This is a genomic window from Streptomyces sp. NPDC094034, assembly GCF_040303865.1.
Classification (GTDB): domain Bacteria; phylum Actinomycetota; class Actinomycetes; order Streptomycetales; family Streptomycetaceae; genus Streptomyces.
Genome location: NZ_JBEOUD010000056.1, coordinates 1 through 23,693, shown reverse-complemented (window position 1 = coordinate 23,693; position 23,693 = coordinate 1). Strand labels below are relative to the sequence as shown.

Annotated in this window: 18 protein-coding genes; 7 read left to right on the top strand and 11 right to left on the bottom strand. The window is 70.8% G+C overall.

Going from position 1 to position 23,693, the window contains the following annotated elements; all coding sequences use genetic code 11:
* Positions 1-171: 171 nt before the first annotated feature.
* The 4 genes from ABTZ59_RS33050 (at position 172) to ABTZ59_RS33035 (ending at position 3,818) form a co-directional block, all read left to right on the top strand.
* Positions 172-1,680: a bifunctional phosphatase PAP2/diacylglycerol kinase family protein gene (locus ABTZ59_RS33050; protein ID WP_351422598.1), complete on the top strand. Its 1,509-nt coding sequence runs from the start codon at positions 172-174 to the stop codon at positions 1,678-1,680.
* Positions 1,681-1,760: 80 nt separating this feature from the next.
* A complete protein-coding gene (locus ABTZ59_RS33045) occupies positions 1,761-2,300 on the top strand; it encodes a GNAT family N-acetyltransferase (RefSeq protein ID WP_351422595.1) in 540 nt (179 codons plus the stop codon).
* Between the two features lie 209 nt (positions 2,301-2,509).
* Positions 2,510-3,319, top strand: coding sequence for a methyltransferase domain-containing protein (locus ABTZ59_RS33040; protein WP_351422590.1), 810 nt, complete (start codon positions 2,510-2,512; stop codon positions 3,317-3,319).
* A gap of 136 nt (positions 3,320-3,455) precedes the next feature.
* On the top strand, positions 3,456-3,818 hold the full coding sequence (locus tag ABTZ59_RS33035; RefSeq protein WP_351422587.1) for a VOC family protein: 363 nt from the start codon (positions 3,456-3,458) through the stop codon (positions 3,816-3,818).
* Positions 3,819-3,900: 82 nt separating this feature from the next.
* Here ABTZ59_RS33035 and ABTZ59_RS33030 read toward each other — a convergent pair whose 3' ends face one another.
* Together ABTZ59_RS33030 and ABTZ59_RS33025 are read right to left on the bottom strand one after the other, a co-directional pair.
* On the bottom strand, positions 3,901-4,827 hold the full coding sequence (locus ABTZ59_RS33030) for an arginase family protein (RefSeq protein WP_351422582.1): 927 nt from the start codon (positions 4,825-4,827) through the stop codon (positions 3,901-3,903).
* Between the two features lie 97 nt (positions 4,828-4,924).
* Positions 4,925-5,503, bottom strand: coding sequence for a GNAT family N-acetyltransferase (locus ABTZ59_RS33025; protein WP_351422579.1), 579 nt, complete (start codon positions 5,501-5,503; stop codon positions 4,925-4,927).
* Between the two features lie 144 nt (positions 5,504-5,647).
* On the opposite strand from ABTZ59_RS33025, the gene ABTZ59_RS33020 reads away from it, so the two are divergent.
* The gene (locus tag ABTZ59_RS33020; RefSeq protein WP_351422675.1) at positions 5,648-7,483 is read left to right on the top strand and encodes an acyl-CoA dehydrogenase family protein; all 1,836 of its coding nucleotides are present in this window, start codon (positions 5,648-5,650) and stop codon (positions 7,481-7,483) included.
* Between the two features lie 51 nt (positions 7,484-7,534).
* On the opposite strand, the gene ABTZ59_RS33015 is transcribed toward ABTZ59_RS33020, so the two are convergent.
* From ABTZ59_RS33015 to ABTZ59_RS32975, 9 genes are all read right to left on the bottom strand, one after another.
* Positions 7,535-8,467, bottom strand: coding sequence for a S66 peptidase family protein (locus ABTZ59_RS33015; RefSeq protein WP_351422574.1), 933 nt, complete (start codon positions 8,465-8,467; stop codon positions 7,535-7,537).
* Complete coding sequence (locus ABTZ59_RS33010; RefSeq protein ID WP_351422570.1) at positions 8,464-10,476, bottom strand: S9 family peptidase; 2,013 nt, start codon at positions 10,474-10,476, stop codon at positions 8,464-8,466. Before ABTZ59_RS33010 ends, ABTZ59_RS33015 begins: the two co-directional genes overlap by 4 nt.
* 11 nt (positions 10,477-10,487) lie before the next feature.
* Positions 10,488-11,837: a M20/M25/M40 family metallo-hydrolase gene (locus tag ABTZ59_RS33005; protein ID WP_351422567.1), complete on the bottom strand. Its 1,350-nt coding sequence runs from the start codon at positions 11,835-11,837 to the stop codon at positions 10,488-10,490.
* Between the two features lie 10 nt (positions 11,838-11,847).
* Positions 11,848-12,681, bottom strand: a complete 834-nt coding sequence (locus ABTZ59_RS33000; protein ID WP_351422564.1) for a M55 family metallopeptidase — start codon at positions 12,679-12,681, stop codon at positions 11,848-11,850.
* A 44-nt stretch (positions 12,682-12,725) separates the two neighbouring features.
* On the bottom strand, positions 12,726-14,867 hold the full coding sequence (locus ABTZ59_RS32995; RefSeq protein ID WP_351422560.1) for a GTP-binding protein: 2,142 nt from the start codon (positions 14,865-14,867) through the stop codon (positions 12,726-12,728).
* A 208-nt stretch (positions 14,868-15,075) separates the two neighbouring features.
* The gene (locus ABTZ59_RS32990; protein WP_351422555.1) at positions 15,076-15,795 is read right to left on the bottom strand and encodes a class I SAM-dependent methyltransferase; all 720 of its coding nucleotides are present in this window, start codon (positions 15,793-15,795) and stop codon (positions 15,076-15,078) included.
* 175 nt (positions 15,796-15,970) lie between these two features.
* Positions 15,971-18,442 carry an ATP-binding SpoIIE family protein phosphatase gene (locus ABTZ59_RS32985; protein ID WP_351422551.1) on the bottom strand — a complete coding sequence of 824 codons (2,472 nt, stop codon included), beginning with the start codon at positions 18,440-18,442 and terminating at the stop codon, positions 15,971-15,973.
* Positions 18,443-18,577: 135 nt separating this feature from the next.
* Positions 18,578-21,070, bottom strand: a complete 2,493-nt coding sequence (locus tag ABTZ59_RS32980; protein ID WP_351422549.1) for an MFS transporter — start codon at positions 21,068-21,070, stop codon at positions 18,578-18,580.
* Between the two features lie 268 nt (positions 21,071-21,338).
* Positions 21,339-21,794, bottom strand: a complete 456-nt coding sequence (locus ABTZ59_RS32975) for an SRPBCC family protein (protein ID WP_351422545.1) — start codon at positions 21,792-21,794, stop codon at positions 21,339-21,341.
* 137 nt (positions 21,795-21,931) lie between these two features.
* On the opposite strand from ABTZ59_RS32975, the gene ABTZ59_RS32970 reads away from it, so the two are divergent.
* Together ABTZ59_RS32970 and ABTZ59_RS32965 are read left to right on the top strand one after the other, a co-directional pair.
* Positions 21,932-23,014, top strand: coding sequence for an Rv2578c family radical SAM protein (locus ABTZ59_RS32970; RefSeq protein WP_351422542.1), 1,083 nt, complete (start codon positions 21,932-21,934; stop codon positions 23,012-23,014).
* A 137-nt stretch (positions 23,015-23,151) separates the two neighbouring features.
* Positions 23,152-23,577: a RidA family protein gene (locus ABTZ59_RS32965; protein WP_351422538.1), complete on the top strand. Its 426-nt coding sequence runs from the start codon at positions 23,152-23,154 to the stop codon at positions 23,575-23,577.
* Positions 23,578-23,693 lie beyond the last annotated feature (116 nt).

Sequence of the window (23,693 nt, the reverse complement as noted above, 5' to 3'; positions counted from 1 at the left end):
GCAGTCGCCGTCCGCCAGGGTTCCTTGCCCTGACCCGTTATGTTCTGACCCCTTCACTGCATTTTGACCCCTTTATACGGAGGTTTGACGTACATCGCTCTCCCGGGTCCGTTCGGCCCGCTCCCCCGGCCGGTCTGCTTGAGGCGACGGCTCGCGGGGTACCCGCGTTCCATGTCAGAGACCTCTGGGAGCTACGGCCAGGCCGCCCCGGGCACCCGTGCCCGGATCGCGGCGCTGCTCGACAGCTGGGACGAGCGGGCCTTCCGTTCCGTCGCCGCCCGGCGCTGGCCCGGCGCGGGCCCGGTACTGCCCCGGCTGAGCCGGTCCGCCAACCACGGACTGCTCTGGTTCGGCGCGGCCGCGGGCATCGCCGTGCTGGGGCGCGGGGCGCGCTCGCGCCGGGCGGCCCTGCGGGGCGCGGCGTCGCTGGCGCTCGCCTCGGCCACCATCAACACCGTGGCCAAGCGGGCGGTACGACGCCAGCGGCCCCTGCTCGATGTCGTCCCGGTGATACGGCGGCTGAAACACCAGCCGTTCACCACCTCCTTCCCCTCGGGGCACGCGGCCTCGGCCGCTGCCTTCGCGACCGGGGTGGCGCTGGAGTCGAAGGGCTGGGGCGCCGTCGTGGCGCCGGTGGCCGCCGGCGTGGCCCTCTCCCGGGTCTATACGGGGGTGCATTATCCGAGCGATGTGCTGGTGGGCGCCGCGCTCGGGGTGGGCGCGGCCCTCGCGGTACGCGGGATCGTACCGACCCGTTCCCAACTGCCCTCGCCCGGACGCCCGTACGCCGAGGCGCCCGAGCTGCCCGGCGGCCGTGGTCTGGTGGTCGTGGTCAATCTGGCCTCGGGATCGTCGGACACCGCGGCACTGGTCCGGGACGCGCTGCCGCACGCGGACGTGGTGGAGTGCGCTCCGGAGACGGTGGACACGGAGCTGGCGAAGGCGGCGGACCGCTGTGTGGCCCTCGGCGTCCTCGGCGGCGACGGCACGGTCAACCGGGCGGCGTCGTTCGCCGTACGGCACGGACTGCCGCTGGCTGTCTTCCCCGGCGGCACGCTCAATCACTTCGCGTACGACCTGGGCATCGAGAGCGTCCAGGACACCTGCCGGGCACTGACGGCGGGCGACGCCGTACGGGTCGACCTGGGGCGCTTCACCCCCGGCCCCGGCGGGGCGGCGACGGGGTACTTCCTCAACACCTTCAGCCTGGGCGTCTACCCGGAGCTGGTACGGGTGCGGGAGCGCTGGGCGCCGCGCGTCGGCGACTGGCCCGCCGGAATCCTGGCCGCGCTGAAGGTGCTGCGCGGTGAACACCAGCTGGAAGCCGAGTTCGAGGGCCGGCACCGGGCGCTGTGGCTGCTGTTCGCGGGGAACGGCATCTACCAGCCGGTGGGACCGACCCCCGGCCACCGGCTCGATCTGGCCGACGGTCTGCTGGACGTACGGATCGTGCACGGCGGCAAGGCCCCGGGGCTCCGGCTGCTCGCCGCCGCGCTCGCCGGGCCGCTGAGCCGCTCGCCGGTGCACGCGGCGGAGCGGATGCGGCGGGTGCGCATCGCCCGGATCGCGCCGGGTACGCCCCTCGCGTTCGACGGTGAAGTGGCCGAGGCCCCCAGGGAATTGACACTGGACAAGGCGGAGGAGGCGCTGACGGTCTACCGGCCGAAGGCACTGCTGTAGCCGGCCGCTCCAGGGGGATCGCGGGTCATGCCCCGGAATCCCGGTGGACGGGCGGCAACGACGCGGCCGAGGATCACGCCATGGACACGCGCTACTTCCTGGAGACCTCGCGGCTGCGGCTGCGCTCGCTCACCGAGGACGATCTCGACCGGGTGGTCGCTCTCGACAATGACCCCGGCGTACGCCGGTTCATCGACGCCGGTCGGCCGGTCTCGCGCGACACGGTACGGACCGAGACGCTGCCGCGGCTCCTCGGGTGGGGGTTCTGGGCCGCGGAGGAGAGCGGCACGGGTAGCTGGCTGGGGTGGTTCTGTCTGGAGCCGGGCAGCGAACCGGGCTGGCGTACCGTCGAGTTGGGGTACCGGCTGCGCCGGGCGGCCTGGGGCCGGGGGTACGCCACCGAGGGGGCCCGCGCCCTGGTCCGCTCGGCGTTCACCGACCTCGGCACGGAGCGGGTGACGGCGCAGACCATGACGGTCAACACGGCCTCCCGGCGCGTACTGGAGAAGGCGGGGCTCACCTACGTCCGTACGTTCTTCGAGGAGTGGCCCGAGACGATCGAGGGGTCGGAACAGGGCGATGTGGCGTATGAGCTCACCCGGGAAGCCTGGAAAGGTTAGGCTCACCTAACCGACCGGGGAGGCAAGGGTGAGAGCGCAATCCGCCATCGAATCAACGGAGTTCGAACAGCCGGGCGGCGAGCAGCCGGAGTTCGACCATCTGGCCGGATCGGAGCGGACCTGAGAACGTCCGTATGGCAAGACACAGGTCTCATCATGCGACATGGCGGCGTACGGTGGCCGTACCACGTCACGAGAGGGAGCCCGCCATGCCGAAGGAGACCGCGGTCTACACCCATGGGCACCACGAGTCGGTACTGCGCTCGCACCGCTGGCGCACCGCCGCCAACTCCGCCGCGTACCTCCTCGCCGAACTGCGGCCGGGCCAGGACCTGCTGGATGTCGGCTGCGGCCCGGGAACCATCACCGCCGATCTGGCCGGGCTCGTCGCGCCGGGCACGGTCACGGCCGTCGACGCCGCCGAGGACGTCCTGGACAGGGCGCGGGAGGCGACGGCCTCCGCCGGCCGGGACAATGTCCGCTTCGCGGTCGCCGATGTCCACGCCCTGGACTTCCCCGACGACTCCTTCGACATCGTCCACGCCCATCAGGTCCTCCAGCATGTGGGCGATCCCGTACAGGCGCTGAGCGAGCTGCGCCGGGTGTGCCGGCCCGGTGGGATCGTGGCGGCGCGCGACGCGGACTACGGCTCGTTCACCTGGTTCCCCGACGTACCGGCGCTGGACGGCTGGCAGGAGCTCTACCGCCGGGTGGCGCGCGCCAACGGCGGCGAGCCGGACGCCGGGCGCCGGCTGCTGTCCTGGGCGCGGCGGGCCGGTTTCACCGACATCACCTCGACCGCCACCAGCTGGTGCTTCGCCACCCCCGACGAGCGCGCGTGGTGGAGCGGGCTGTGGGCGGACCGCACGACCGCCTCCGGCTATGCCGCTCTGGCGGTCGACGGCGGTCATACGACACACGAGCGGCTGGCCGGGATCGCCGGGGCGTGGCGAGAGTGGGGCGCCGCCGAGGACGGCTGGTTCATGGTCCCGCACGGGGAGATCCTCTGCCGGGTGTGAATCCGCGACACCCGACCCGGGGACGCCCGAGCCCGCGACACCCAAGCGCTCGACATACGCGCCCCGGACGTACGCGCCCACTCCCGGCCACCCGAATCGATCACGTGTCCCGGCCCGGCCAACTACCCTGATGCCCATGGAAATCCTGGGAACCACGTTGCGCATCTGCGTCGACGACCTGGAGACCTCGGTGGTGTTCTACGAACGCCTCACCGGAAGCCCCGCGCTCCGCTTCGAGCGCGGTGGGGTCTCCGTCGCCGCCGTCGGCTGCTTCCTCCTCATGACCGGCCCCGCGTCGGAAATCGATGTCCTGCGCAAGGTCACGGCGACGATCGCGGTCAAGGACGTCGACGAGGCGATCACGGTCCTCACCGGCGTCGGGGCGCATATCGTCGCGGGCCCGGTGCCGACGCCGGTGGGGCGCAATGTGATCGCCCTGCACCCCGACGGCTCGGTCTTCGAGTACGTCGACCGCAAAGCCGCCCCGACACCGGGCTGATCCACACACCGGGCTGATCCACCTGGCTGGTCGACAGGGCTGATCACACGGGCCGGTCAGCCCGACCGCTCAGCCCGTCCGCTCAGCCCGTGCGGTCAGCAGACGGCCGGGGCCCCTCGCCGGTGAAAGCCCCCACCACCAGATCGGCGAGCAGCGCCCCCGCCGTCCCGTCCGGGTCGAGGTCCGGGTCGTAGATGGTCACGTTGAGACCGACACAGCGCTCGGAGCTCACCAAGGTCCGCAGCAGTACGGAGAGTTCGTCCGGCAGCAGGCCACCCGCGTCCGGGCTGTCCACCGCGGGCATCACCTCGGGGTCGAGCACATCCGCGTCCAGATGGACCCAGAACCCGTCGGTGACCGGTGTCTCCAGCGTCTGGAGCACGGCTCCGGCCAGCTCGGCCGCGCCCCACTCCCGTAGCTCGCCGACCGTCACGGTGGGGATCCGCAGTCGCGCCAGCTCTTCGCGGTCCTCGTCGTAGTCCCGGATGCCGAAGAGCCGTACGTCCTCGTCCCGCAGATAGGGACGCAGTCCCTCCAGGTCACTCAGATCCCGCTGGCCCCGGCCGGTGCCGATCGCCAGTTCCTCACCGCCCGCCGCGCCGATGTTGTCGGAGTTGCCCGCGTGCCGGAAGTCGGCCGAGCCGTCGATGGCGGCGAGCCCGTATCGCCCCATGCGGCGCAGCGCGAGCGAGGCACCGAGCTGGATGGAGCAGTCACCGCCCAGCACGAGCGGGAAGTCCCCGGCCCTGACATGGTGTTCGATCCGGTCGGCGAGCCGGGGCGTGTACGCGGCGATCGCCGCCGCGTTGAAGACTCCGTCACCCTCCCGCCAGTCGCCGCGGTCGTAGCGCGGCGGCACGACGACCCCGCCCTCGAACGCGCCGAGCCGCTGGACGATCCGCTGCTCGCGCAGGGCTCCGGCGAGTTTGTAGCACCCCGGCACGACACCGGGGGCCGGGGGCCGCAGCCCCAGGTTGGAGGGCGCGTCGATCACCACGATTCTCCGCATGCGCACCATCCTCGCCGCCGTGGGGTCGATCCTCAAATGAGTTCGCGGACAGCGAGAACGGCGAGAAGGCGAGCCGCCGGACGGCCGCTCGGCGGGCCTACCCGGTGACCGCCCGCGCCGGATGGGACGGGTCCCGGTCCACCATCTCCGCGGTGATCGCCCAGCGTTCGTGGTCCCGCCACGCGCCGTCGACGTGGAGGAAGTCCGGCGAGTACCCCTCCAGCCGGAAGCCCGCGCGCCTGGCGAGCGCGAGGGACGCCGTGTTCCGGGGCCGCACATTGGCCTCCAGCCTGTGCAGCCCCAGCGGGCCGAACGCGTGCCGTACGACCAGCCCGAGCCCTTCCGTCAGCAGGCCCCGGCCGGCGGCGTGCGCGAAGGCGCCGTAACCGATCGCGCCACTGCGGAAGGCGCCGTGGACGATGTTGTTGATATTGACGAAGCCCGCGATCCCGCCGTCCTCCCGGGCACAGACGAGATAGCCCTCCCTGGTGGGGTCCTCGATGAACCGGCCCGCGTAGGCGGCGTACCCCTCCGCGTCGGTGGGCGGGAACAGCCAGGGGTTGTGCAGCTCCCGGCTTTCGCGGGAACGCGCGGTGAACTCGTCGGCGTCCTCGTGCCGGTACGCGCGGACGAACGTGCGGGATCCTTCGGCGATCCGTTCGGGAAGGTCGGGCATCGCGCCAGCCTAACGTGAGCGTGACCGGGACGGTCATGGTGGCTCGGAAGCGGGTTCACCAAACACTCCCGGCTTCCCGGCCCTGCGTGTTGATCATCACATCGGACGTGACTGTTCGCTGAGTTAGCGTTCCGCCCTGTGACTATGGTGACTTCCGCTTCTCCCCTTCCCCCCGTCCAGGACTCCCCGGCCGTGGCCGCGCTGACCCGTGCTCTCTTCGGCGAACGGTTCGAAGAGATCCACCAGCCGTGGCGAAAACTCTTCAGCACCGGGCCATTCCGCTTTCGTGAGGGGCTGACACCGCGGGAGCGTGCCGCGCTGTCCTATGAGCGGCTCCGGCTCGTCAATGACGCGATCGACAGCCCCGAGGATCTCGTCGTCGACGTGGAGCGGCTCAGCGCGCTCCACGAGTGGGCCGGCCCGGTGGACGCGGGATTAGCGACAGTGGCCAGCATTCACTACAACCTCTTCCTCGGCAGCCTCCTCGACCACAGTCCGGACGGGGAACGTGATCTGCGGGCCTTCACCGAACTGCGGCGTACCGGTACGTTCCTCTGTACCGAGGCCGGACACGGCAACAGCGCCTCCCAGTTGGAGACGACCGCCACGTTCGACCCGGCGACCGGCGGCTTCGTCCTGCACACACCGTCACCTGCCGCGGGCAAGTTCATGCCGAACACCAGCTCCACCGGCGGCCCCAAGAGCGGTGTCGTCGCGGCGCGGCTGATCACGGACGGCAAGGACCGGGGCGTCTTCCTGTTCCTCACCCCGCTCAGCGACGACGCGGGGGGCCCGCTGCCAGGGGTGGAGATACGCAGGCTGCCGCAGACGGCCACCAGCCCGGTGGACCACTGCGTCACCTCCTTCGAGAACGTCCGGCTGCCCCATGACGCGTTCCTCCAGTCCGGCCATGGCCGGCTCACCCGGGACGGTGTCTTCAGCAGCGTGATCGGCAGCCCCCGCAAGCGTTTCTTGCACTCCATAGGGCGGGTCACCGCCGGCAAGCTCTGCATGAGCGCCTACAGCCTCGGGGTGACCCGCCACGCGCTGGCCGTCGCCGTACGCCATTCCCACACCCGGCACACCTCCGGGGTCACCGCCGGCGGGAGCGTGCCGCTGTTCGCCCATCGCAGCCATCACACCCCGCTGGTCGACGCCCTCGCCACCACCTACGCCGCGACCCTGCTGCACCGCACGGCCGTACGGCAGTGGACCGAGGCGACGGAGGCGGAGCGTGAGGACGGCGAGCGGCTGGCGGCCGTCGCCAAGGGCTGGATCACCTGGCGGGCCCGCGCCGTCATGACGGAATGCCGCGAACGGTGCGGCGCCCAGGGGCTGTTCCTCGCCAACGGCATCGCCGGCCAGCTGACGGCCAATGAAGGGACCATCACCGCGGAGGGCGACAACCTGGTCATCTGGGTCAAGGCGGCCGGGGAGATGCTGCTCGGACACTTCACCCCGAAGGAGCCGAGCGCTCTCGCCCCCGGGGACCGGGATCTGACCGATCCGGCCTTCCTCCAGGACCTCCTGGCGGACATCGAGAGCGTCTGGCACCAGCGGGCCAGAACCCGGCTGCGCGCGGGCAAGGCCGGCGACCCGCTCAACCGGTGGAACGCGACGGTCACCCCCGCCCTCGAACTGGTCGACGCGCACGCCCACCGGCGAGCCGCCGAGGCGCTGCTGACCGCCGCGGGTGACGAGGCGGCCGAGCCGATGGCGCGGTATCTCCTGCACACCCTGCACCGGCTCTTCGCGCTGCGCCGGATCGCCGCGCACAGCGGGGATCTGCTCGCCGCGGGGCGGCTGACCGCCGACCAGGTGAGACGGCTGCCCGACGCGGCGGAGGACGCCGTCGTCGAGTTGGCTCCGCATGCCCCGGCGCTCACCCACGGCTTCGCGATCGCCGAGGAGCTCCTGCTCGACCACCCGATCAGCCACCCGGAGGCCATGGGCCGGGGTCCGGAGGGCCACCGGGACTGAGTGAGCGTCACCGACCGCCACCGTCACCCCGGACCGGCCTGACCTCCCGCCTCAGAGGAGGGCGGGTACGTCCAGGGTGAGGGTGGCACTCTCCGCGTCCAGTACGGCGGGCACGCCCAGCGGCACGGTCAGATTCGACTCGCCGTGGCCGAAGCCCAGTTCCTCCACGACCGGTACGCCCAGCCCGCCGAGCCGGTCCAGCAGCAGCGCTCTGACGTCCTCGTACGGTCCGCACTCCGCCCAGGAGCCGAGGCCGATCCCGGCGACGCCGTCCAGCCATCCGGAGCGCAGCAGTTGGGTGAGGATACGGTCGAGACGGTACGGCTCCTCGCCGACGTCCTCGATCATCAGCAGCCCGCCGGCCGCCGAGGGGCGCGCGTACGGGGTGGACAGCTCGGCGGCGAGCATGCTGACGCAGCCGCCGAGTGTGATGCCCGGAGCCCGGCCGGGAACCAGCCCCCGGGCGGTGTCCTGGCCGAGGGTGCGCACCGACTCGGGCTCGAAGAGCGTGGCGCGCAGCGACTCCTGAGTCCCGCTGTCCTTGAGGAAGGTCATGGCGGCGGTCATCGGACCGTGCAGGGTGACCAGGCCGAGCCGCCGGGCGAACGCCTCGTGCAGCGCGGTGATGTCGCTGTAGCCGACGAAGACCTTGGGACCCGCGGCCCGCATCGCGGTCCAGTCGAGCAGATCGGCCATGCGCTGGGCCCCGTAACCACCCCGGGCGCAGAGCACGGCCGAGACGGCCGGGTCGCACCAGGCCTCCTGGAGGTCGCGGGCGCGGTCCTCGTCCCGTCCGGCGAGATAGCCGAACCGGCTGTGGACGTCCAGGACATGGGGCGCGACCACGGGATCGAGGTCCCAGCCGCGCAGGATGTCCAGCCCGGCTTCGAGCCGCTCGGCGGGCACGGGGCCGCTGGGCGCCACGACGGCGACACGGGCACCTGGCCGCAGGCGCGCCGGCCTGGTCAGTGGGGTGAGCGTCATCCGCGGAACTCCAGCCGTGGGACGTCGGTGCGGTCGATACCGAAGGTCTGCGCGTACAGGGACAGTTCGGCCTCCAGCGCGCGGACCATCGTGTCGGCCCTTCGGAAGCCGTGGCCCTCGCCCTCGAAGGCGAGATACGCGTGCGGCACACCACGTCCGGCCATCCGGTCCAGGAACCGTTCGCACTGCGCGGGCGGACAGATCACATCGTCGAGCCCCTGCAACAGCAGGAACGGCGCGCTGACCCGGTCGGCGTGGTGCAGCGGCGAGCGGTCCCGGTAGCGACCGGGCACCTCGGCGAGCGGGCCGACCAGCGATTCGAGGTACTGGGACTCGAAGTCATGGGTCTCGTCGGTGGCCCAGCCGAGCAGATCGAGGATCGGATAGCTGATGGTGCCGCAGGCGTAGACATCGGTGGAGGTGAGGGAGGCGGCGGTGGTCCAGCCGCCCGCGCTGCCGCCGCGTACGGCGAGCCGGGACGGATCGGCGGTGCCCTCGGCGGCGAGCGCGGAGGCGACGGCCGCGCAGTCCTCCACATCGACCACGCCCCACTGCTCGCGCAGCCGGTCGCGGTAGGCCCTGCCGTAGCCGGTGGAGCCGCCGTAGTTGACCTCGGCGACGCCGATGCCGCGCGAGGTGAAGTAGGCGATCTCCAGATCGAGGACGAGCGGGGCGTGGCTGGTGGGCCCGCCATGGGCCCACACCACATAGGGCGGTAGCTCCTCGTGGGGCGCGCCGTGATCGGGACTGTGCGGCGGATAGATATGGGCGTGGATCTCGCGGTTGTCGGGACCGGAGAAGGTACGGATCCGGGGCTCCGGGTAGTAGGCGGGGTCCACCGGGTCCCGGTGCGCCGCGCCGATCACCCGGGCGTGCCCCGTGCCGGTGTCCAGTTCCACGATCTCGTACGCGCTGCGCGGACTGGCCGCGACGCCGATCACCCGGTCGCCCTGGACGGCGAGGGTGGCGGCCCACTCGGTCCACGGTCCGGCGGCGTCCACCACTTCGCCGGTCGCGGGGTCGAGGACGCCGAGCGCGGTGGAGCCCTTGCCGTGGATGACGGCGATCAGCCCGTTCTCCATGGGATGGAACCACTGGAGGCCGATCTTCCAGAGCGGTCCGCCGAACTCCTCCCCGCGGCCGGGGCAGAGGCTGGTGCCCGGGACGACGCCCGGCGCTCCCGCCGGCCGCAGGGCCTCGGGGCGGATGCGCTGTATCTCCCACCAGCCGCCGATGTCGGAGACGAAGAGCAGCGAGCCGTCCGGCGCCCAGTCGACCTGCGCGACCGATTCGTCGATGTCCCCGACGACCGGTCCGACGTCGGTGAAGGGGCCGCTCTCCGGCACCTCACCGAGCATCACCACCGTGCCGTCCCAGGGCATCCGCGGGTGGTCCCAGGCGATCCAGGCGACCCGGCGTCCGTCGGGCGAGAGCCGGGGCCCGGTGACGAAGCGGTGCCGGTCGTCGGTGAGCTCCCGTATGGCCGTACGGTCCTCGGCGGCCGAGCCGTCGAGCGGGACGGCCGCGATCACCCGTCGTACGTCGGTGGGCGCCTCGCCGGTGAACTCCTCCAGCACACACCAGACCTCACCGCGGTCGAGGAGCAGCCGCGGATCGGCCCAGCGCAGTCCGCCGCCGGTCGCGGACACCGGCGTGAGCGGCCGGGGCGCACCGCCGCCGTCCGGCTCGTACGCGTACAGCCGCTGGTCCGGGAAGTGGACGAAGACGATGAGCGGGCCGCCGTCGGGGCGGGTGACACCGGCCCAGGGCACCCCGCCGTACTCGATGACCCGGCTGCGGACGTTCCACGGAGCCGGCAGCGGCGACTCCTCGGTGCCGTCGGCCCGCCGCCGTACGAGCGCGCGCCGGCCGGCCTCGGCGGGACGCGGCTCCGTCCACCACACCTCGTCGCCGACCACCCCCACATACTCGGGGCGGCCGTCGTGCGAGGCGGCCAGCGCCGCGTCGATCGGTGACGGCCACGTTCCGTAGGCCCCCATGGACAGCATGAGTCACGCTCCTAAGCGGACTTCAGATAGTGGTCGAGGACACGGACGCCGAAGTGCAGCGCCGAGACGGGCACCCGCTCGTCCACGCCGTGGAAGAGCGCCTGGTAGTCGAAGCCGCGGGGCAGCTTGAGCGGCGAGAAGCCGTAGCCGGTGATGCCGAGCCGGGAGAACTGCTTGGCGTCGGTCCCGCCCGACATGCAGTACGGCACCACATGCCCGGCCGGGTCGAAGCGCTCGACGGCGGCACGCAGCTTGGCGAACGTCGGCGAGTCGACCGGCGACTGGAGCGCCACCTCCCGATGGTGGAACTCCCATTCCACGTCCGGTCCTGTGAGCTGGTCCAGGGTGGTACGGAACTCCTCCTCGCCGCCGGGCACCATCCGCCCGTCGACATAGGCGATGGCCTGGCCCGGGATCACATTGACCTTGTAACCGGCTTCCAGGACGGTCGGGTTGGCGCTGTTCCTTATGGTCGCCTCGACCAGCGCGGCGGCCGGGCCGAGCTTGCCGATCAGCCCGTCCGTGTCGAAGTCCTCGGCGTGGGGATCCGCGTCGATGCCGTGGAGCGCGGCGAGTTCGGCGAGGGCGGCCCGTACGGTCGGGGTGAGCCTGACCGGCCAGGGGTGGTCGCCGATCCTGGCGATGGCGGCGGCGAGCCTGCTGACCGCGTTGGAGCGGTTCACCTTGGAGCCGTGCCCGGCCCTGCCGTGGGCGGTGAGCTTCAGCCAGGCGGTGCCGCGCTCTCCGGCGGCGATCGGGTAGAGCGCCATGCCGTGCCCGGCGTGGAAGGTGAAGGCCCCGGATTCGCTGATGCCCTCCGTACACCCCTCGAACAGCTCCGGGTGCCGGTCGGCGAGGAATCCGGAGCCGTCCTCGGCGCTGGCCTCCTCGTCGGCGGTGTAGGCGAGCACGATGTCCCGGCGTGGCCGGATCCCGTGCCTGGCCCAGGCGCGGACGACCGACAGCACCATCGCGTCCATGTTCTTCATGTCGACCGCGCCGCGCCCCCACACCACGCCGTCAGCGACCTCGCCGGAGAACGGGTGCACGGTCCAGTCGGCGGGCTCGGCGGGCACCACGTCCAGATGGCCATGGACGAGGAGCGCGTCGGCCGAGGGGTCGGTGCCCTCGATCCTGGCCACCACATTGGTGCGCCCGGGGGTCCGCTCCAGCAGCGTGGGTTCGATCCCCGCGTCGGCGAGCCGTTCCGCGACATATTCGGCCGCCGGACGCTCGCGGCAGTCTCCGCCGCCCCGGTTGGTGGTGTCGATACGGATGAGGTCCGAGGTGAACGTGACGACCTCGTCGAGCGCGGCGGCGTCAGGGGCACCACCGGTGTCGAGGGGCGTCTTATCAGCCATGGGTGTCATATCAGCCATACTGCTCCTCCACGGCGGCCGAAACGATCGTGGTGACCGCTTTGAAGGTACGAATGGCCTCATACATCGTCCCGCTGGTGTACGCGGCCTTGCGTTCCCCGCTGGGAGCCACGCCCGGTACGACCGTGGCGACGTCGGAGAGATGGGCGGCGTCGAACTCCATCTCGACGGTGAACGGGCCACCGGTGACCGGTGCGTGACGTCCGGCGAGGGCCGTGGCCGCCTTGGCGGCCGCGCGGATGTCCGCGGCGGTACGGGCCGGCGTCCGGCAGACGGCCGCATACCGCGAGACATGGTCCTTGACGGCGACCTTGCGGGCGTCCGGCGCGTAGCCCTGCGCGTCCACGCAGGTCAGATCGTCGCCGGTGACCAGCACCACGGGGACCCCGTACTCCGCGGCGACATGCGCGTTGAGCAGCCCCTCGCTGGCCCGGGTGCCGTTCAGCCACACGCCGGTGAGGGAGTTGGCGAGATAGGTGTGCGCGAGCACCCCCTCCGTACCCGCACCCGTGTGGTAGCCGACGAAGGCGATGCCGTCGACATCTCCGTGCTGGACGCCCTCGACCATGGAGAGCGACTTATGACGGCCGGTCAGCATCTGGGCACGGTCGTCGAGCCGCTCCAGCAGCAGATTGCGCATGCTCCAGTGCGCCTCGTTGATCAGCACCTCGTCCGCGCCACCGTCGAGGAAGCCGAGCACGGCGGCATTGACATCGGAGGTGAACAGGGAGCGGCAGCGTTCCCACTGCGGCGTGCCGGGCAGCACATCGCCCGGCCAGGTCACCCCCGTGGCGCCCTCCATGTCGGCGCTGATCAGGATCTTCACCGGTACTCCGTTCTCCTTCGGGCGAGGTGGTCGTCGGCGGGACATTACACCCGTCGTACGACATGCAGCAGATACTGCTTGCGGTTGAGCGGATCATGGTCCGTTCTGGGCCGGGCCGGGATGGTGTCGCGGACTGCCTCGTAGTGGTCGAAGGACGCTTCGAGCACCCCTTCACCACTGGTCAGCGTAGGCAGCCGCAGTTCCAGCTCATGAACGCGGGCCGCCGGAATCTCCCCTTCCAGCAGATACGAGGATCCGTTCACGGCCGAGGTGCGCGGGACGGCCCGCAGCCGCCCCAGGACGGGCAGTACGGCGCCGAGCGCGTCCGCGGGGAGGTCGAGCCGGAAGCGGTGCATCGGCTCGTACACGGTGGTGCCCGCCCGTTCCAGCGCGCTCATCAGCACCAGCGGGGTCAGATGGCGGAAGTCGCCGCCGGTGCTCGACATGCTCTTGTCGAAGACACCGTGGGAGTGACTTTGCCGGGGGGCGTAGCCGGAATGGGTCATGGTGACCACGCAGTCGATGACCTGCCAGCCGTGAATGCCCTGCCGCAGCGACTCCTTCACGGTGTCCTCCACGGCTTTCATGAAGGCGTACGGCATCGACCCCAACTCGACCTCCAGCCGGAATTCCACGCCCGCACCGAAGGGCGCCGGATCGACACGCAGCCCGACGGTCGCGAGAAAAGGATTGGGGTCCTTTCCCATGATCTCGACGGCCGCTCCGCTGCCGGCGGGCCTTTCCACACAGATCGTCGTGGTCTCGCGGAATGTGACGTCGACCCCGAATTCATCCAGCAGCGTTGCCTGGATGACCTCCTTCTGCACCTCGCCATAGAGAGAGACGGAGATTTCCTGTCGGATCCGGTCCTGCCGGAGATTGATCAGCGGGTCCTGTTCCGCGAGTTGGCTGAGCGCGACATGGAGCGCGCCCTTGTCTTCGGCGCGGCGGGGGACGACGACTGTTTCCAGCGTCGGCGGGGAGAAGAAGCGGCGCCCCGCGGGAGTGGTGCGCGCGATTCCGATCTCGTCGCCGATCCGGATTTCGCCGAGGCCCCAGAGTTTCCCGATCCGCCCGGCGGAGACGGACGCGCTCCGGACGGCGGATCCGCGGTCGAACACACTGATCGCGGTGACCTTGTCCTCCTTGTCCCGTGCCTGCTTCGCTGTGGCACTCGCCGTATCACCCGTCGGTCCTGCCGTCGGTTCGCCCGTCGGTCCTGCCATCGGTTCTGCCGTCGGTTCTCCTGCCGCGTCGCCGGTCGAGTCGCCCGTCGGATCGCTCGGCGTGTCGCTCTCCGGGGGCCGGTGGAAGCGCAGCAGGTCTCGCGTCCTAACCGTGCCCGAGAACATCCGTACGTATGCGACCTTCTCCCCGGCGGGCCCCCGTTCCACCTTGAAGACCGTGCCCGAGACAGGCCCCTGCGGATCGCCCCCGGCCCTGGGCAGCAGTTCCCTGATCCCGGTGATGAGCGCGTCCACGCCCGCGCCGGTGATCGCCGAGCCGAAGTACACCGGGTGGACGAGCGCCCGTCCGGTCTGGACGGCCAGCTCTTCGCGCAGCCGGTGGTACGGAAGCGCCTTCTCGTCGTCCACGTATGCGGCCAGCAGGGCGTCATCATGGTCGGCGAGCAGTTCGGCGAGTCCCGAGATGAACGCGGCGTCGCCGGCGCCGTACGGCACGGGCAGCGCGTCGCGGGTGCCCAGACCGGTGGCCGTCCCCATCGCGATCAGCGAGGGGGAGAGCTTCTCGGAGATGCCACGCAGTACCTGTTCGTATCGCGCGCCGGTGCGGTCGATCTTGTTGACGAAGATCAGGGTGGGAATGCGCAGCCGCCGCAGCGTCCGCATGAGAACCCGGGTCTGTGCCTGAACGCCTTCGACGGCGGAGACGACCAGCACGGCGCCGTCGAGCACACCGAGGACCCGTTCCACTTCGGCGATGAAATCCGGGTGGCCGGGGGTGTCGATCAGATTGACCGTGGTGTGGTCGACCACGAATGACACGACGGCGGATTTGATGGTGATACCGCGCTGTCGTTCCAGCGTCAGGGAATCCGTCTGGGTACTGCCGTCATCGACACTGCCGATCTCGTCGATGACACCGGCGGTGAAGAGCAGCCGCTCGGTCAGACTTGTCTTACCGGCGTCGACATGCGCCAGAATTCCCAGGTTCAACGTACTCATGGAGCGTCATGTCCTCTAGATAGGCGATGGTGACCTTCTGGATGGGCATCGACGCTCGGCGCATAATCTTCTCCTTGATCAATCGGCTGTCGCGGGGAGTACAGCAGAAGCCGCCCCGGAAGAGCAACTCATTTCCGGGGCGGCTCAGGGCAGTCCCGCGATCCCCGGCGATCGGTCCGCGGATTCGGGGCTCAGGAAGCGTCGCGGTTCATTCGCGGGCGAGGATGTACCACCGCGACGGCAGCTCGATACGGGTGCCGTCCCGCAGCTGTTCCGTCTGGATCAGCGCGGTGTCCCCGTCCGCCAGGATCCGCAGCCCCGCCGCGCGCAGCAACTCCGGCACTTCCTCGTCCCCGGCGTCGGCCGGCCTGAGCCCGTGGTCGAAGACTCGCCGCAGCTTGGGGGGCGGGCCTCCCGGCTCCGCCGCGGCCTGCTGGAGGACCGCCTTGGAGGCGCTGGTCAGTTCCACGACGAACGCCCGGCCGCGCTCCCCCAGCAGCTCCGCCACCGCACGCGCCACCGCCGACCGGTCCTGGGGCTCGCTCTGGTGGATGACCGCGCGCATATAGACATTGGTGTCGCCCGTACGGTCCCGGAGCGCGCGCACCGCGTCGAGGTCCACCAGATCGATCTGCTCGAACTCCGCGGTCCCCGCGGTGTCGGCGTGCCGCGCGTGCTCGATCGCCGCGTGCGAGAGATCCACCCCGATCGCCCGCGCGAAGCGGGTGGCCAGATAGCGGGTCTGGGTGCCGTTGCCACAGCCGAGGTCCACCACGGGCAGGGTGGCGTCCGCGTACCGCAGCAGCAGTTCGCTGTCCGGTATGGAGGTGAACGACGGCTCGGAGTCCCAGATCGCCTCGCCCGGCGTGTCGGAGGTCGCCGCCCAGAATCCTTCCCATGACTCGCGGTAGCGCTGCGACACATCCATGTACGGTCTCCCCTGCTGCGGCCCGCCGGGGGCGGGCGGTGGAAGATCCGGATTACCGTCCCGGCGGGTCGGCGCGGAAGAGGGCGGACGCCTCTTTCCGGTCCCGTTCGCCGCTTTCAGCTTCCGTTCGGAACTTTGAGCTCCCGTTCGGAACTTCTGCTCCCGTTCGGTACTTTCAGCTTCGGTTCGACCGCGCCCGTACCTTTCGCGCGAGAGCCTGCTCGAACCAGACCGTCTTGCCGCGCGCCGAGCTGCTGGTGCCCCACTCCCGGGCCAGCGTGCTCACCACACGCAGTCCGCGCCCGAACTCGTCATCCCGGCCCGCGTCGAGCAGGGCGGCGGGGGCCGGCTCGTCGTCGATGACCTCGCACAGCAGCGCGTCCGTACGGACCAGCCGCAGCCCGACCCGCCGGGTTCGCGCGTGCTTCACGGCGTTGGTGACCAGTTCGCTGACCATCAGCTGGGCCGTCTCCACCGCGGCCGGCAGCTCCCAGTCGAGCAGCTTCCCGCGCACCAGTCGTCTGGCCCTGGCCACCTCGCGCGGGTCCAGGGCGAGGCGGAACTCCGCGACGTCCCCGTCCGGGATGCCGTTCAGCCTGGCCATCAGCAGCGCCACATCGTCCTTGCGCCCCTCATGGGTGTTGAGCGCGCGAATGATGGTGTCGCAGGCTTCGTCCATCGAGGCGGCGGGGTGCGCGGCCGAGGCGCAGAGCGCGGCCAGGCCGTCCCCGATGTCCACCCCGCGCACCTCGACGAGACCGTCGGTGCAGAGCACCAGCCGGTCACCGGGGCTCACTTCGACGGTCGCGGTCTCGAAGGCCACTCCGCCCACCCCTATGGGGGCGCCGGTCGGCAGATCGAGCACCTCGGCCCTGCCGTCCTCCGCGCGTACGAGCACGGGCGGGATATGCCCGGCGTTGGCGATCTGGAGCTCGGACCTGATCGGGTCGTACACCGCGTACAGACAGGTGGCCAGATACAGTTCGCCGAGCCGCCGCGCCAAGTCGTCGAGGTTGCGGAGCAGTTGGGCGGGCGGCAGCTCCATGGGCGCCATGGTCTGTACGGCGGTGCGCAACTGCCCCATCATCGCGGCCGAGTTGAGTCCGTGCCCCATCACATCACCGACGACCAGGGCGGTGCGCGAGCCCGGCAGTTTGACGGCGTCGAACCAGTCACCGCCGATCCGGCCGAGCCGGGTGCCCGGCAGATAGCGGGTGGCGATGTCGCATCCCGCCATATGCCGCGGAACCCGTGGCAGCATGCTGTCCTGGAGGGTCTCGGCGACATTCTCCTGGTACGTGTACATCCGGGCGTTGTCGAGCACGAGCCCGGCGCGGGCGGCGAGTTCCGCGCCGGTCGTCCGGTCCATGCCGTCGAACGGCTGCCGGTCGGGCCGCCGCATCAGCACCATGAAGCCGAGTACCACGTCACGCGCCTTCAGCGGGACGAGCAGCATCGAGCGGTGGTTGATGAGGGGGCGCAGATCGCGTTTCTCGAACTCGCCCGAGATCCGGTCGCCCGCCTCCTCGCTGAGCCGCGGGATGAGCACCGGCTCGCCGGTGACCATGCACTGGAAGAACGGTGTGTGCGCGGGGAAGGCTATGGCCTCGCCGACGGGCACCGTGTCGTCCCAGCGGCCCGGTTCGTCGTTGTGTTCGACCCAGACCCGGTGCCAGACGGTGGTCGCGTCGGGCGGGCCGTCAGGGAACCCCTCCCCGGCGAGTACCGCGGCGCGCAGATGCGTACCCGCGAAGTCGGCGAAGCGGGGCACGGCCGCGCTGGTGACCTCGCGGATGGTACGGGCCAGATCGAAGGACGAGCCGATCCGGCCGCTGACCTCGTTCAGGAACTCCAACCGCTCGCGCACCGCCGCGTATTCGAGGTCCAGCTCGGGACGGGGCGCGGCCCGCCGCCTGCGGTCCCCGTCGCCGTCCACCGGCTCCGTCACACCGCCGCGGCCCTCGGGCCGCCTCGGCACCCCCCAGTCGGGGGTGACGGGCACCCGGTCGTGATGGCTGAACTCCAGGGCCGGATAGCCGAGTTCGAGGACCTGCGCGACGATGCGATTGGATTCGGCCGGGCCCATGTTCGGCAGGATGTCCGGCAGCCGCCTGGCCAGCGCCCCGCCGTCGGGCAGTTCGGCGTGCAGGGCGAAGACCGGGGAGATCCGCCGGGTGTCGGCCCGGCCGTTCCCATCGTCCCGCGTGAACTGGGCCGTATCCGCGGCGAGTACGAGATGACGCCCGGGCTCCGGGCCGATCAGCGGATACGCCCACCACACCACGTCGAGCCGGTCGCGTCCACGCTCCGAGAGCGTCGCGCGCCCCGCGGTCGCGTAGGAGCCGCGGCCGTGCAGTTCCGGTCCGCTCCCGGTGTCGAGGTCGACGTCCTGGTCGAGGTCGATGCCGGTGTCGTCCATGCCGTGCGCCACGCCGCGTTCCGCCGCGGCGAGGGCACCGGCGACCGGCATCAGATCGGTGGCCGGCTGACCGACCGCCTCGTCCTTCGAGTGGCCGAAAAGTCTCCGTGCGCCGGTCGACCAGTGTGAGACCAGGCCGTCCCCGTCCACGACGACCACAGCGAGCGGAATCCGGCCGTCCGCGGCGGGCCGCTGCCGCGACAGTCCCGGCGGAACACCACTGTCCATGGGTGGGAGGCTCCTTCCCTGCCGCCAGGATCCGCGGCTCCGCCCTCCACGGTACGGCCCTGCGCGGGGGATGCGCCGGGCAATGAACTAATCGGTAGTGCGCCCGCGCACAACCCCCTATTGACTGAAATTCAGTCAGTCCTCGTGGCCGAGCAGGAGATCGCGTTCGGTGCGTCCCCCGCCCGCCACCTGGAGCACGGTGGCGACCGGCGGATAGCCCGCGGCGATCACGGTGTACTCACCCGACGAGAGATCCACGAACCGGAAGGTGCCGTCGGCCGCGGTGGTGAGTGTGTCCACCACATTGCCCGCCGCGTCGAGCAGGGTGACCCGGGCGTCCTCGACGGGACGGCCGCCCCCGGCGCGTACGGTACCGCGCAGCACCGCCCCGCCGGCCAGCTCGATGTCCTGCCGGGTCTCCCGCGACGCCTGCACACTGACCGGCAGCGCGGCCGGCCGGAAGGCGGGCGCGCTCGCGGCGAGGGTGTACTCGCCCGCCACCAGCTCCGAGATCACATACGAGCCCTCGCGCCCGCTGCGGGTGCTCGCCACCACCTCGCCCCGTACATCCGTGAGGGTCACGGCGGCGTCCCGTACCGGCGTGCCGTCCGCCGTGAGCACGGCCCCGGCGAGCCGCCCGGCGCCGCCGAGGACCACGTCCAGCTCGACGGGGCGTTCGCCGACGGTCACCGTGACGGCCTGGGGCTGATGCCCGCCGGCCGCCGCGATCATCACATACGACCCCGAGCCCGGCACGCTCAGCGCGTACCGTCCGTCCTGGCCGCTCGCACCGCGCCCGATCTGTTTGCCGTGGACATCGATGAGGGTGAGGGCGGCGCGGGGCACGGTGGAGCCGTCGTAGTGCTGCACCGTGCCGCAGACCGCGACACCCGAGATGTACGGGGCCGGTGCCGGCGCGGCGGGGATGCCGGGGGTGGAGGCGCTGCGCGCGGCGGGGACGGTGCCGGACTCGGCGGCCGGGACGTTCTGGGACACCAGTGGTTTCTCCTTGAGGAAGAAGGCGATCAACAGGCCGAGGACGAGCACCGGCACGAGATAGAGGAAGATCCGCGGCATGGCGTCCGCGTACGCCTGGATATAGCCGTCACGCAGCGCGGGCGGCAGCGCGTGGACCGCCTGCGGGGTGATGGACTCGACGTCGGGGAGGCCGCTGCCCGCGGGGACGCGGTCGGCGAGGGCGTCCGCGAGCCGATTGGCGAAGAGCGTGCCGAAGATGGCGGCTCCGACACTGCCGCCGATCTGCCGGAAGTAGTTGTTGGCGCTGGTGGCGGTGCCGAGGTCGGCGGGGGGTACGGCGTTTTGCACGGCGAGGATCAGTACGGGCATCACCAGCCCCATCCCGAGGCCGAGGATCGCCTGTGCGATCCCGCTCTCCAGCTGTGACGTGTCGACGTCCAGCCGGGACAGCAGCCACATCCCGGCCACCGAGAGCACCCCGCCGAGCACCGGATAGATCTTGTAGCGGCCGCTGCGGCTGATGAGCTGACCCGAGACGATGGAGGCGATGACGACCCCGCCCATCATGGGCAGCATCAGCAGACCGGACTCGGTGGCGCTGGCCCCGTCGACCATCTGGAGATAGGTCGGCAGATAGCTGGCGGCGCCGAACAGCGCCACGCCGACCACCGCCCCGATGAGGCTGGTGATGTTGAAGACGGAGTCGCGGAACAGCCGCAGCGGGATGATCGGTTCGACGGCGAAGTGCTCGACGACCAGGAAGAGCAGCGCCGCTCCGACGGCGCCCGCGGTCAGTCCGAGGATGACGCGGGAGCCCCAGGCGTACTCCGTACCGCCCCAACTGGTCAGCAGCACCAGACAGGTGGAGGCGGCGGCCAGCAGCAGCGCGCCCAGGACGTCGAGGCGGGCGCGTGCGGTGGGTTTGGGGAGCTTGAGGACGACGGTGACCACGGCGAGCGTGACCAGGCCGAAGGGCACATTGATGTAGAAGCACCAGCGCCAGGAGACATGGTCGGTGAAGAATCCGCCGAGCAGTGGACCGGCCACGGACGCGAGCCCGAAGGCCGCGCCGATCAGCCCCATGAAGCGGCCCCGCTCCCGGGGCGGCACGATATCCGCGATGATCGCCTGGACGCCGATCATGAGCCCGCCCGCACCGATGCCCTGGATGGCGCGGAAGGCGATGAGTTCGTCCATGGTGCGCGACCAGCCGGCCAGCGCGGAGCCGATGATGAACACGACGATGGCGAACTGGAAGACGCCCTTGCGGCCGAAGAGGTCGCCGAGCTTGCCGTAGATCGGCAGTCCGACCGTGGCCGTGAGCAGATACGCGGTGATCGCCCAGGACATCCGGTCCAGGCCCTGGAGTTCACCGACGATCTTGGGCAGCGCGGTGGCCACGATCATCTGTTCCAGCGCGGCCAGCAGCAGGGCGAGCATCAGCCCGACGAAGACCAGCCGCACCCGGCGGGGGCTGAGGGCCTCGGCGGGGGCGGCGCCGCCCGCGGGCGGGGGCGACGGAGGATCCGCGGCGGTGGGTGTGGCGAGTGACGCGGCCCGCGCGGCCTCGTCGGCATCTCTCCCGACACCGTTCCCGAAGCCATTCCCTACGCCGTTCCCGACGTCCTTCACCAGAGTGGTCCCGCCCACGTACTGCTCCCCTCGTCACACCTGCGCGGCGTCATTGTTCGCATTGCGCGCCAAGCAGGAGCAAGCGGGCCGCTCTCCCCTGAACGGGGTTGTGACGGGGGCGGGTTGACCGGTGGGGCTGACGCCGGGGCCGCTCATCAGGGGCTTTCCCGCGACGCGTCGTGCGGGGGCACGCTACGGCGCCGCGGGGAAATCCACTCGAAACGGTGACCCCCGGCAACTATCTGTCGGGCCGGCCTCAACCGGCCCGCATCCGGGGGGACATGTCCTACGCGGCGTCGCCCTTCTCGGTCTCCTTGGCGAGCCTGGCCAGGATCTCGTCGTAGATGCGGCCCAGGCCCTTGGGGGCGAAGGTCCGCTCGAAGAAGCCGCCGATGCCGCCCGCGCCGTCCCAGACGGTGGTCACGACGGCCTTCGACCTGCCCTCACCGGCCGGGGTGACGGTCCAGGTGGTGACCATGGAGGAGTTGCGGTCCTTCTCCACGAGCCGGCCGTCGTCGGGCTCGGTCACTTCCAGCAGACAGTCACGGACGCGCTTGCTGGTGGCCTGGAGCCGCCAGTGGACCAGGGTGCCCTCGCCGTCGCCGCCCTCCCGCACCTCGTACTCGCTGAAGTGCCCGGGCAGAAGCTTCGCGCGGGTGTTCTCGTAGTCGGCCAGAGTGTCGAACACCGTCTCCGGGTCCGCCGCGATGATTCGCTCCGTCGTGGCCTCGACCTGCGCCATGGCTCTTCCTCCAGCACTCGTTTTCCGGTGGGGTGCGGCCAGCCAACCACCCTCCGGCACGCCCGCCCAAATCGTGGTTGCGGCGATCAAGGGAACATGTGTTCTATTCTGTGGTCAGTGCTACCGAGGAGGCACCCATGCGCTGGGACAATCTGGTCGAGAACGTCTCGACGACCGGGCAGACCGGGCCGACCGGGGACATCGCGCTCTTCGGTACGGACGCCGTGACCACCCGTACCTTCGACACGCCCGAATTCCGCGGCATCACCTTCCACGAGATCCGTGCCCGTTCGATCGTGAACCGGGTGCCGGGCGCGTCCCGTATGCCGTTCGAATGGACGGTGAACCCGTACCGGGGCTGCACACACGCCTGTGTCTACTGTTTCGCCCGCAAGACCCACAGCTATCTGGACCTCGACACGGGGCTCGGCTTCGACTCCCAGATCGTGGTCAAGATCAACGCACCGGAGCTGGTGCGCCGCCAGCTGGGCTCCCGCCAGTGGCAGGGGGCCCATATCGCCATGGGCACGAATGTCGACTGCTACCAGCGGGCGGAGGGGCGCTACCGGCTGATGCCGGGGATCATCACGGCCCTGCGCGACCACGCGAACCCCTTCTCCATCCTCACCAAGGGCACGCTGATATTGCGCGATCTCGAACTGCTGCGGGAGGCCGCGGCCGTCACGGAAGTGGGCGTCTCGGTCTCCGTCGGCTTCGTCGACCAGGAGCTGTGGCGCACGGTCGAGCCGGGCACGCCCTCGCCCGAGCGCCGTCTCGACGTCGTACGGGCGATGAGTGACAACGGCATCGGCTGCGGGGTGCTGATGGCACCCGTGATCCCCTTCCTGGGCGACGGTCCCGACCAACTGCGCGCGACGGTACGCGCGATCGCCGCCGCCGGAGCCACCTCGGTGACCCCGCTCGTCCTGCATCTGCGGCCGGGCGCGCGCGAGTGGTTCATGGCCTGGCTGACGCGACACCATCCCCATCTGGTGGCGCGGTACGAGCGGCTGTACGCGGAGGGCGCGTACGCCCCCAAGTGGTACCAGCGCCGGATCACCCGGCAGGTGCACGAACTGGCCGACGAGTTCGGCATCGGTCCGGCGAGCCGGGGCGGGGCCCGGCGGATCACCGTGCCAAGGGATCCCGACCTTCCGGGTCTGCCGATCAGGCCGGTGGCGGATCCCGGACCGGGCGCCACGCAGCTCACGCTCCTGTAGCGGCCGGACCGCTCTCGCTCCTGTAGCGGCCGGACCACTCACGCCGCTGTAGCGGCCGGCGCGACCCGCCGCCCGACCTCTTCCGGGCGCGGAGAACCCCGTGGTCCGTTGTCAGTGCCGTCGGAGAGGATGAGCCCATGACAGAACTCACCCACGCACACTCCCCCGCCGGTGTCGCCCCGGGCAACGGCTACAGCCATGTCGTCTGGGGCACCGGCCGCTTCATCGCGGTCTCGGGCCAGTGCGCGTTCGACGAGGACGGCGCGATCGTGGGCGACGGCGATCCGGCCGCCCAGGCGCGCCAGGTGTTCGAGAATCTGCGCCGCTGTCTCGCCGCGGCGGGCGCCTCGTTCGACGATGTGGTCAAGCTGACGTATTTCGTCACCGATGTCGCGCATCTGCCGGCGATACGGGAGGCGCGGGACGCGGTGATCGACACATCGCGCCCGCCGGCGAGCTCGGCGGTCCAGGTGGCCGCGCTGTTCCGTCCCGAACTGCTGCTGGAGATAGAGGCGTTCGCGATCACCTCGGCCGCCGACGACGGTCCGGACCGGATCCGGTGACCTTTGTTGCCCCGGACAGGACCTAGATGAGTAAGTCCGAAGTTTTCGGGTGCATGAAGCGAGGGTCTCGTTAGTCCGTTTGTGACGACAGACCTCGAAACCCTCGCGATTGCACT

Coding starts and splice junctions, on each gene's coding strand:
- ABTZ59_RS33005 (WP_351422567.1), bottom strand. CDS start 11,837: ATGGCTGATAAGACGCCCCTCGACACCGGTGGTGCCCCTGACGCCGCC.
- ABTZ59_RS32995 (WP_351422560.1), bottom strand. CDS start 14,867: ATGAGTACGTTGAACCTGGGAATTCTGGCGCATGTCGACGCCGGTAAG.
- ABTZ59_RS32970 (WP_351422542.1), top strand. CDS start 21,932: ATGCGCTGGGACAATCTGGTCGAGAACGTCTCGACGACCGGGCAGACC.
- ABTZ59_RS32985 (WP_351422551.1), bottom strand. CDS start 18,442: ATGGACAGTGGTGTTCCGCCGGGACTGTCGCGGCAGCGGCCCGCCGCG.
- ABTZ59_RS33015 (WP_351422574.1), bottom strand. CDS start 8,467: ATGACGCTCACCCCACTGACCAGGCCGGCGCGCCTGCGGCCAGGTGCC.
- ABTZ59_RS33035 (WP_351422587.1), top strand. CDS start 3,456: ATGGAAATCCTGGGAACCACGTTGCGCATCTGCGTCGACGACCTGGAG.
- ABTZ59_RS33025 (WP_351422579.1), bottom strand. CDS start 5,503: ATGCCCGACCTTCCCGAACGGATCGCCGAAGGATCCCGCACGTTCGTC.
- ABTZ59_RS33020 (WP_351422675.1), top strand. CDS start 5,648: ATGGTGACTTCCGCTTCTCCCCTTCCCCCCGTCCAGGACTCCCCGGCC.
- ABTZ59_RS33010 (WP_351422570.1), bottom strand. CDS start 10,476: ATGCTGTCCATGGGGGCCTACGGAACGTGGCCGTCACCGATCGACGCG.
- ABTZ59_RS32975 (WP_351422545.1), bottom strand. CDS start 21,794: ATGGCGCAGGTCGAGGCCACGACGGAGCGAATCATCGCGGCGGACCCG.
- ABTZ59_RS33030 (WP_351422582.1), bottom strand. CDS start 4,827: ATGCGGAGAATCGTGGTGATCGACGCGCCCTCCAACCTGGGGCTGCGG.
- ABTZ59_RS32990 (WP_351422555.1), bottom strand. CDS start 15,795: ATGGATGTGTCGCAGCGCTACCGCGAGTCATGGGAAGGATTCTGGGCG.
- ABTZ59_RS33040 (WP_351422590.1), top strand. CDS start 2,510: ATGCCGAAGGAGACCGCGGTCTACACCCATGGGCACCACGAGTCGGTA.
- ABTZ59_RS32965 (WP_351422538.1), top strand. CDS start 23,152: ATGACAGAACTCACCCACGCACACTCCCCCGCCGGTGTCGCCCCGGGC.
- ABTZ59_RS33050 (WP_351422598.1), top strand. CDS start 172: ATGTCAGAGACCTCTGGGAGCTACGGCCAGGCCGCCCCGGGCACCCGT.
- ABTZ59_RS33045 (WP_351422595.1), top strand. CDS start 1,761: ATGGACACGCGCTACTTCCTGGAGACCTCGCGGCTGCGGCTGCGCTCG.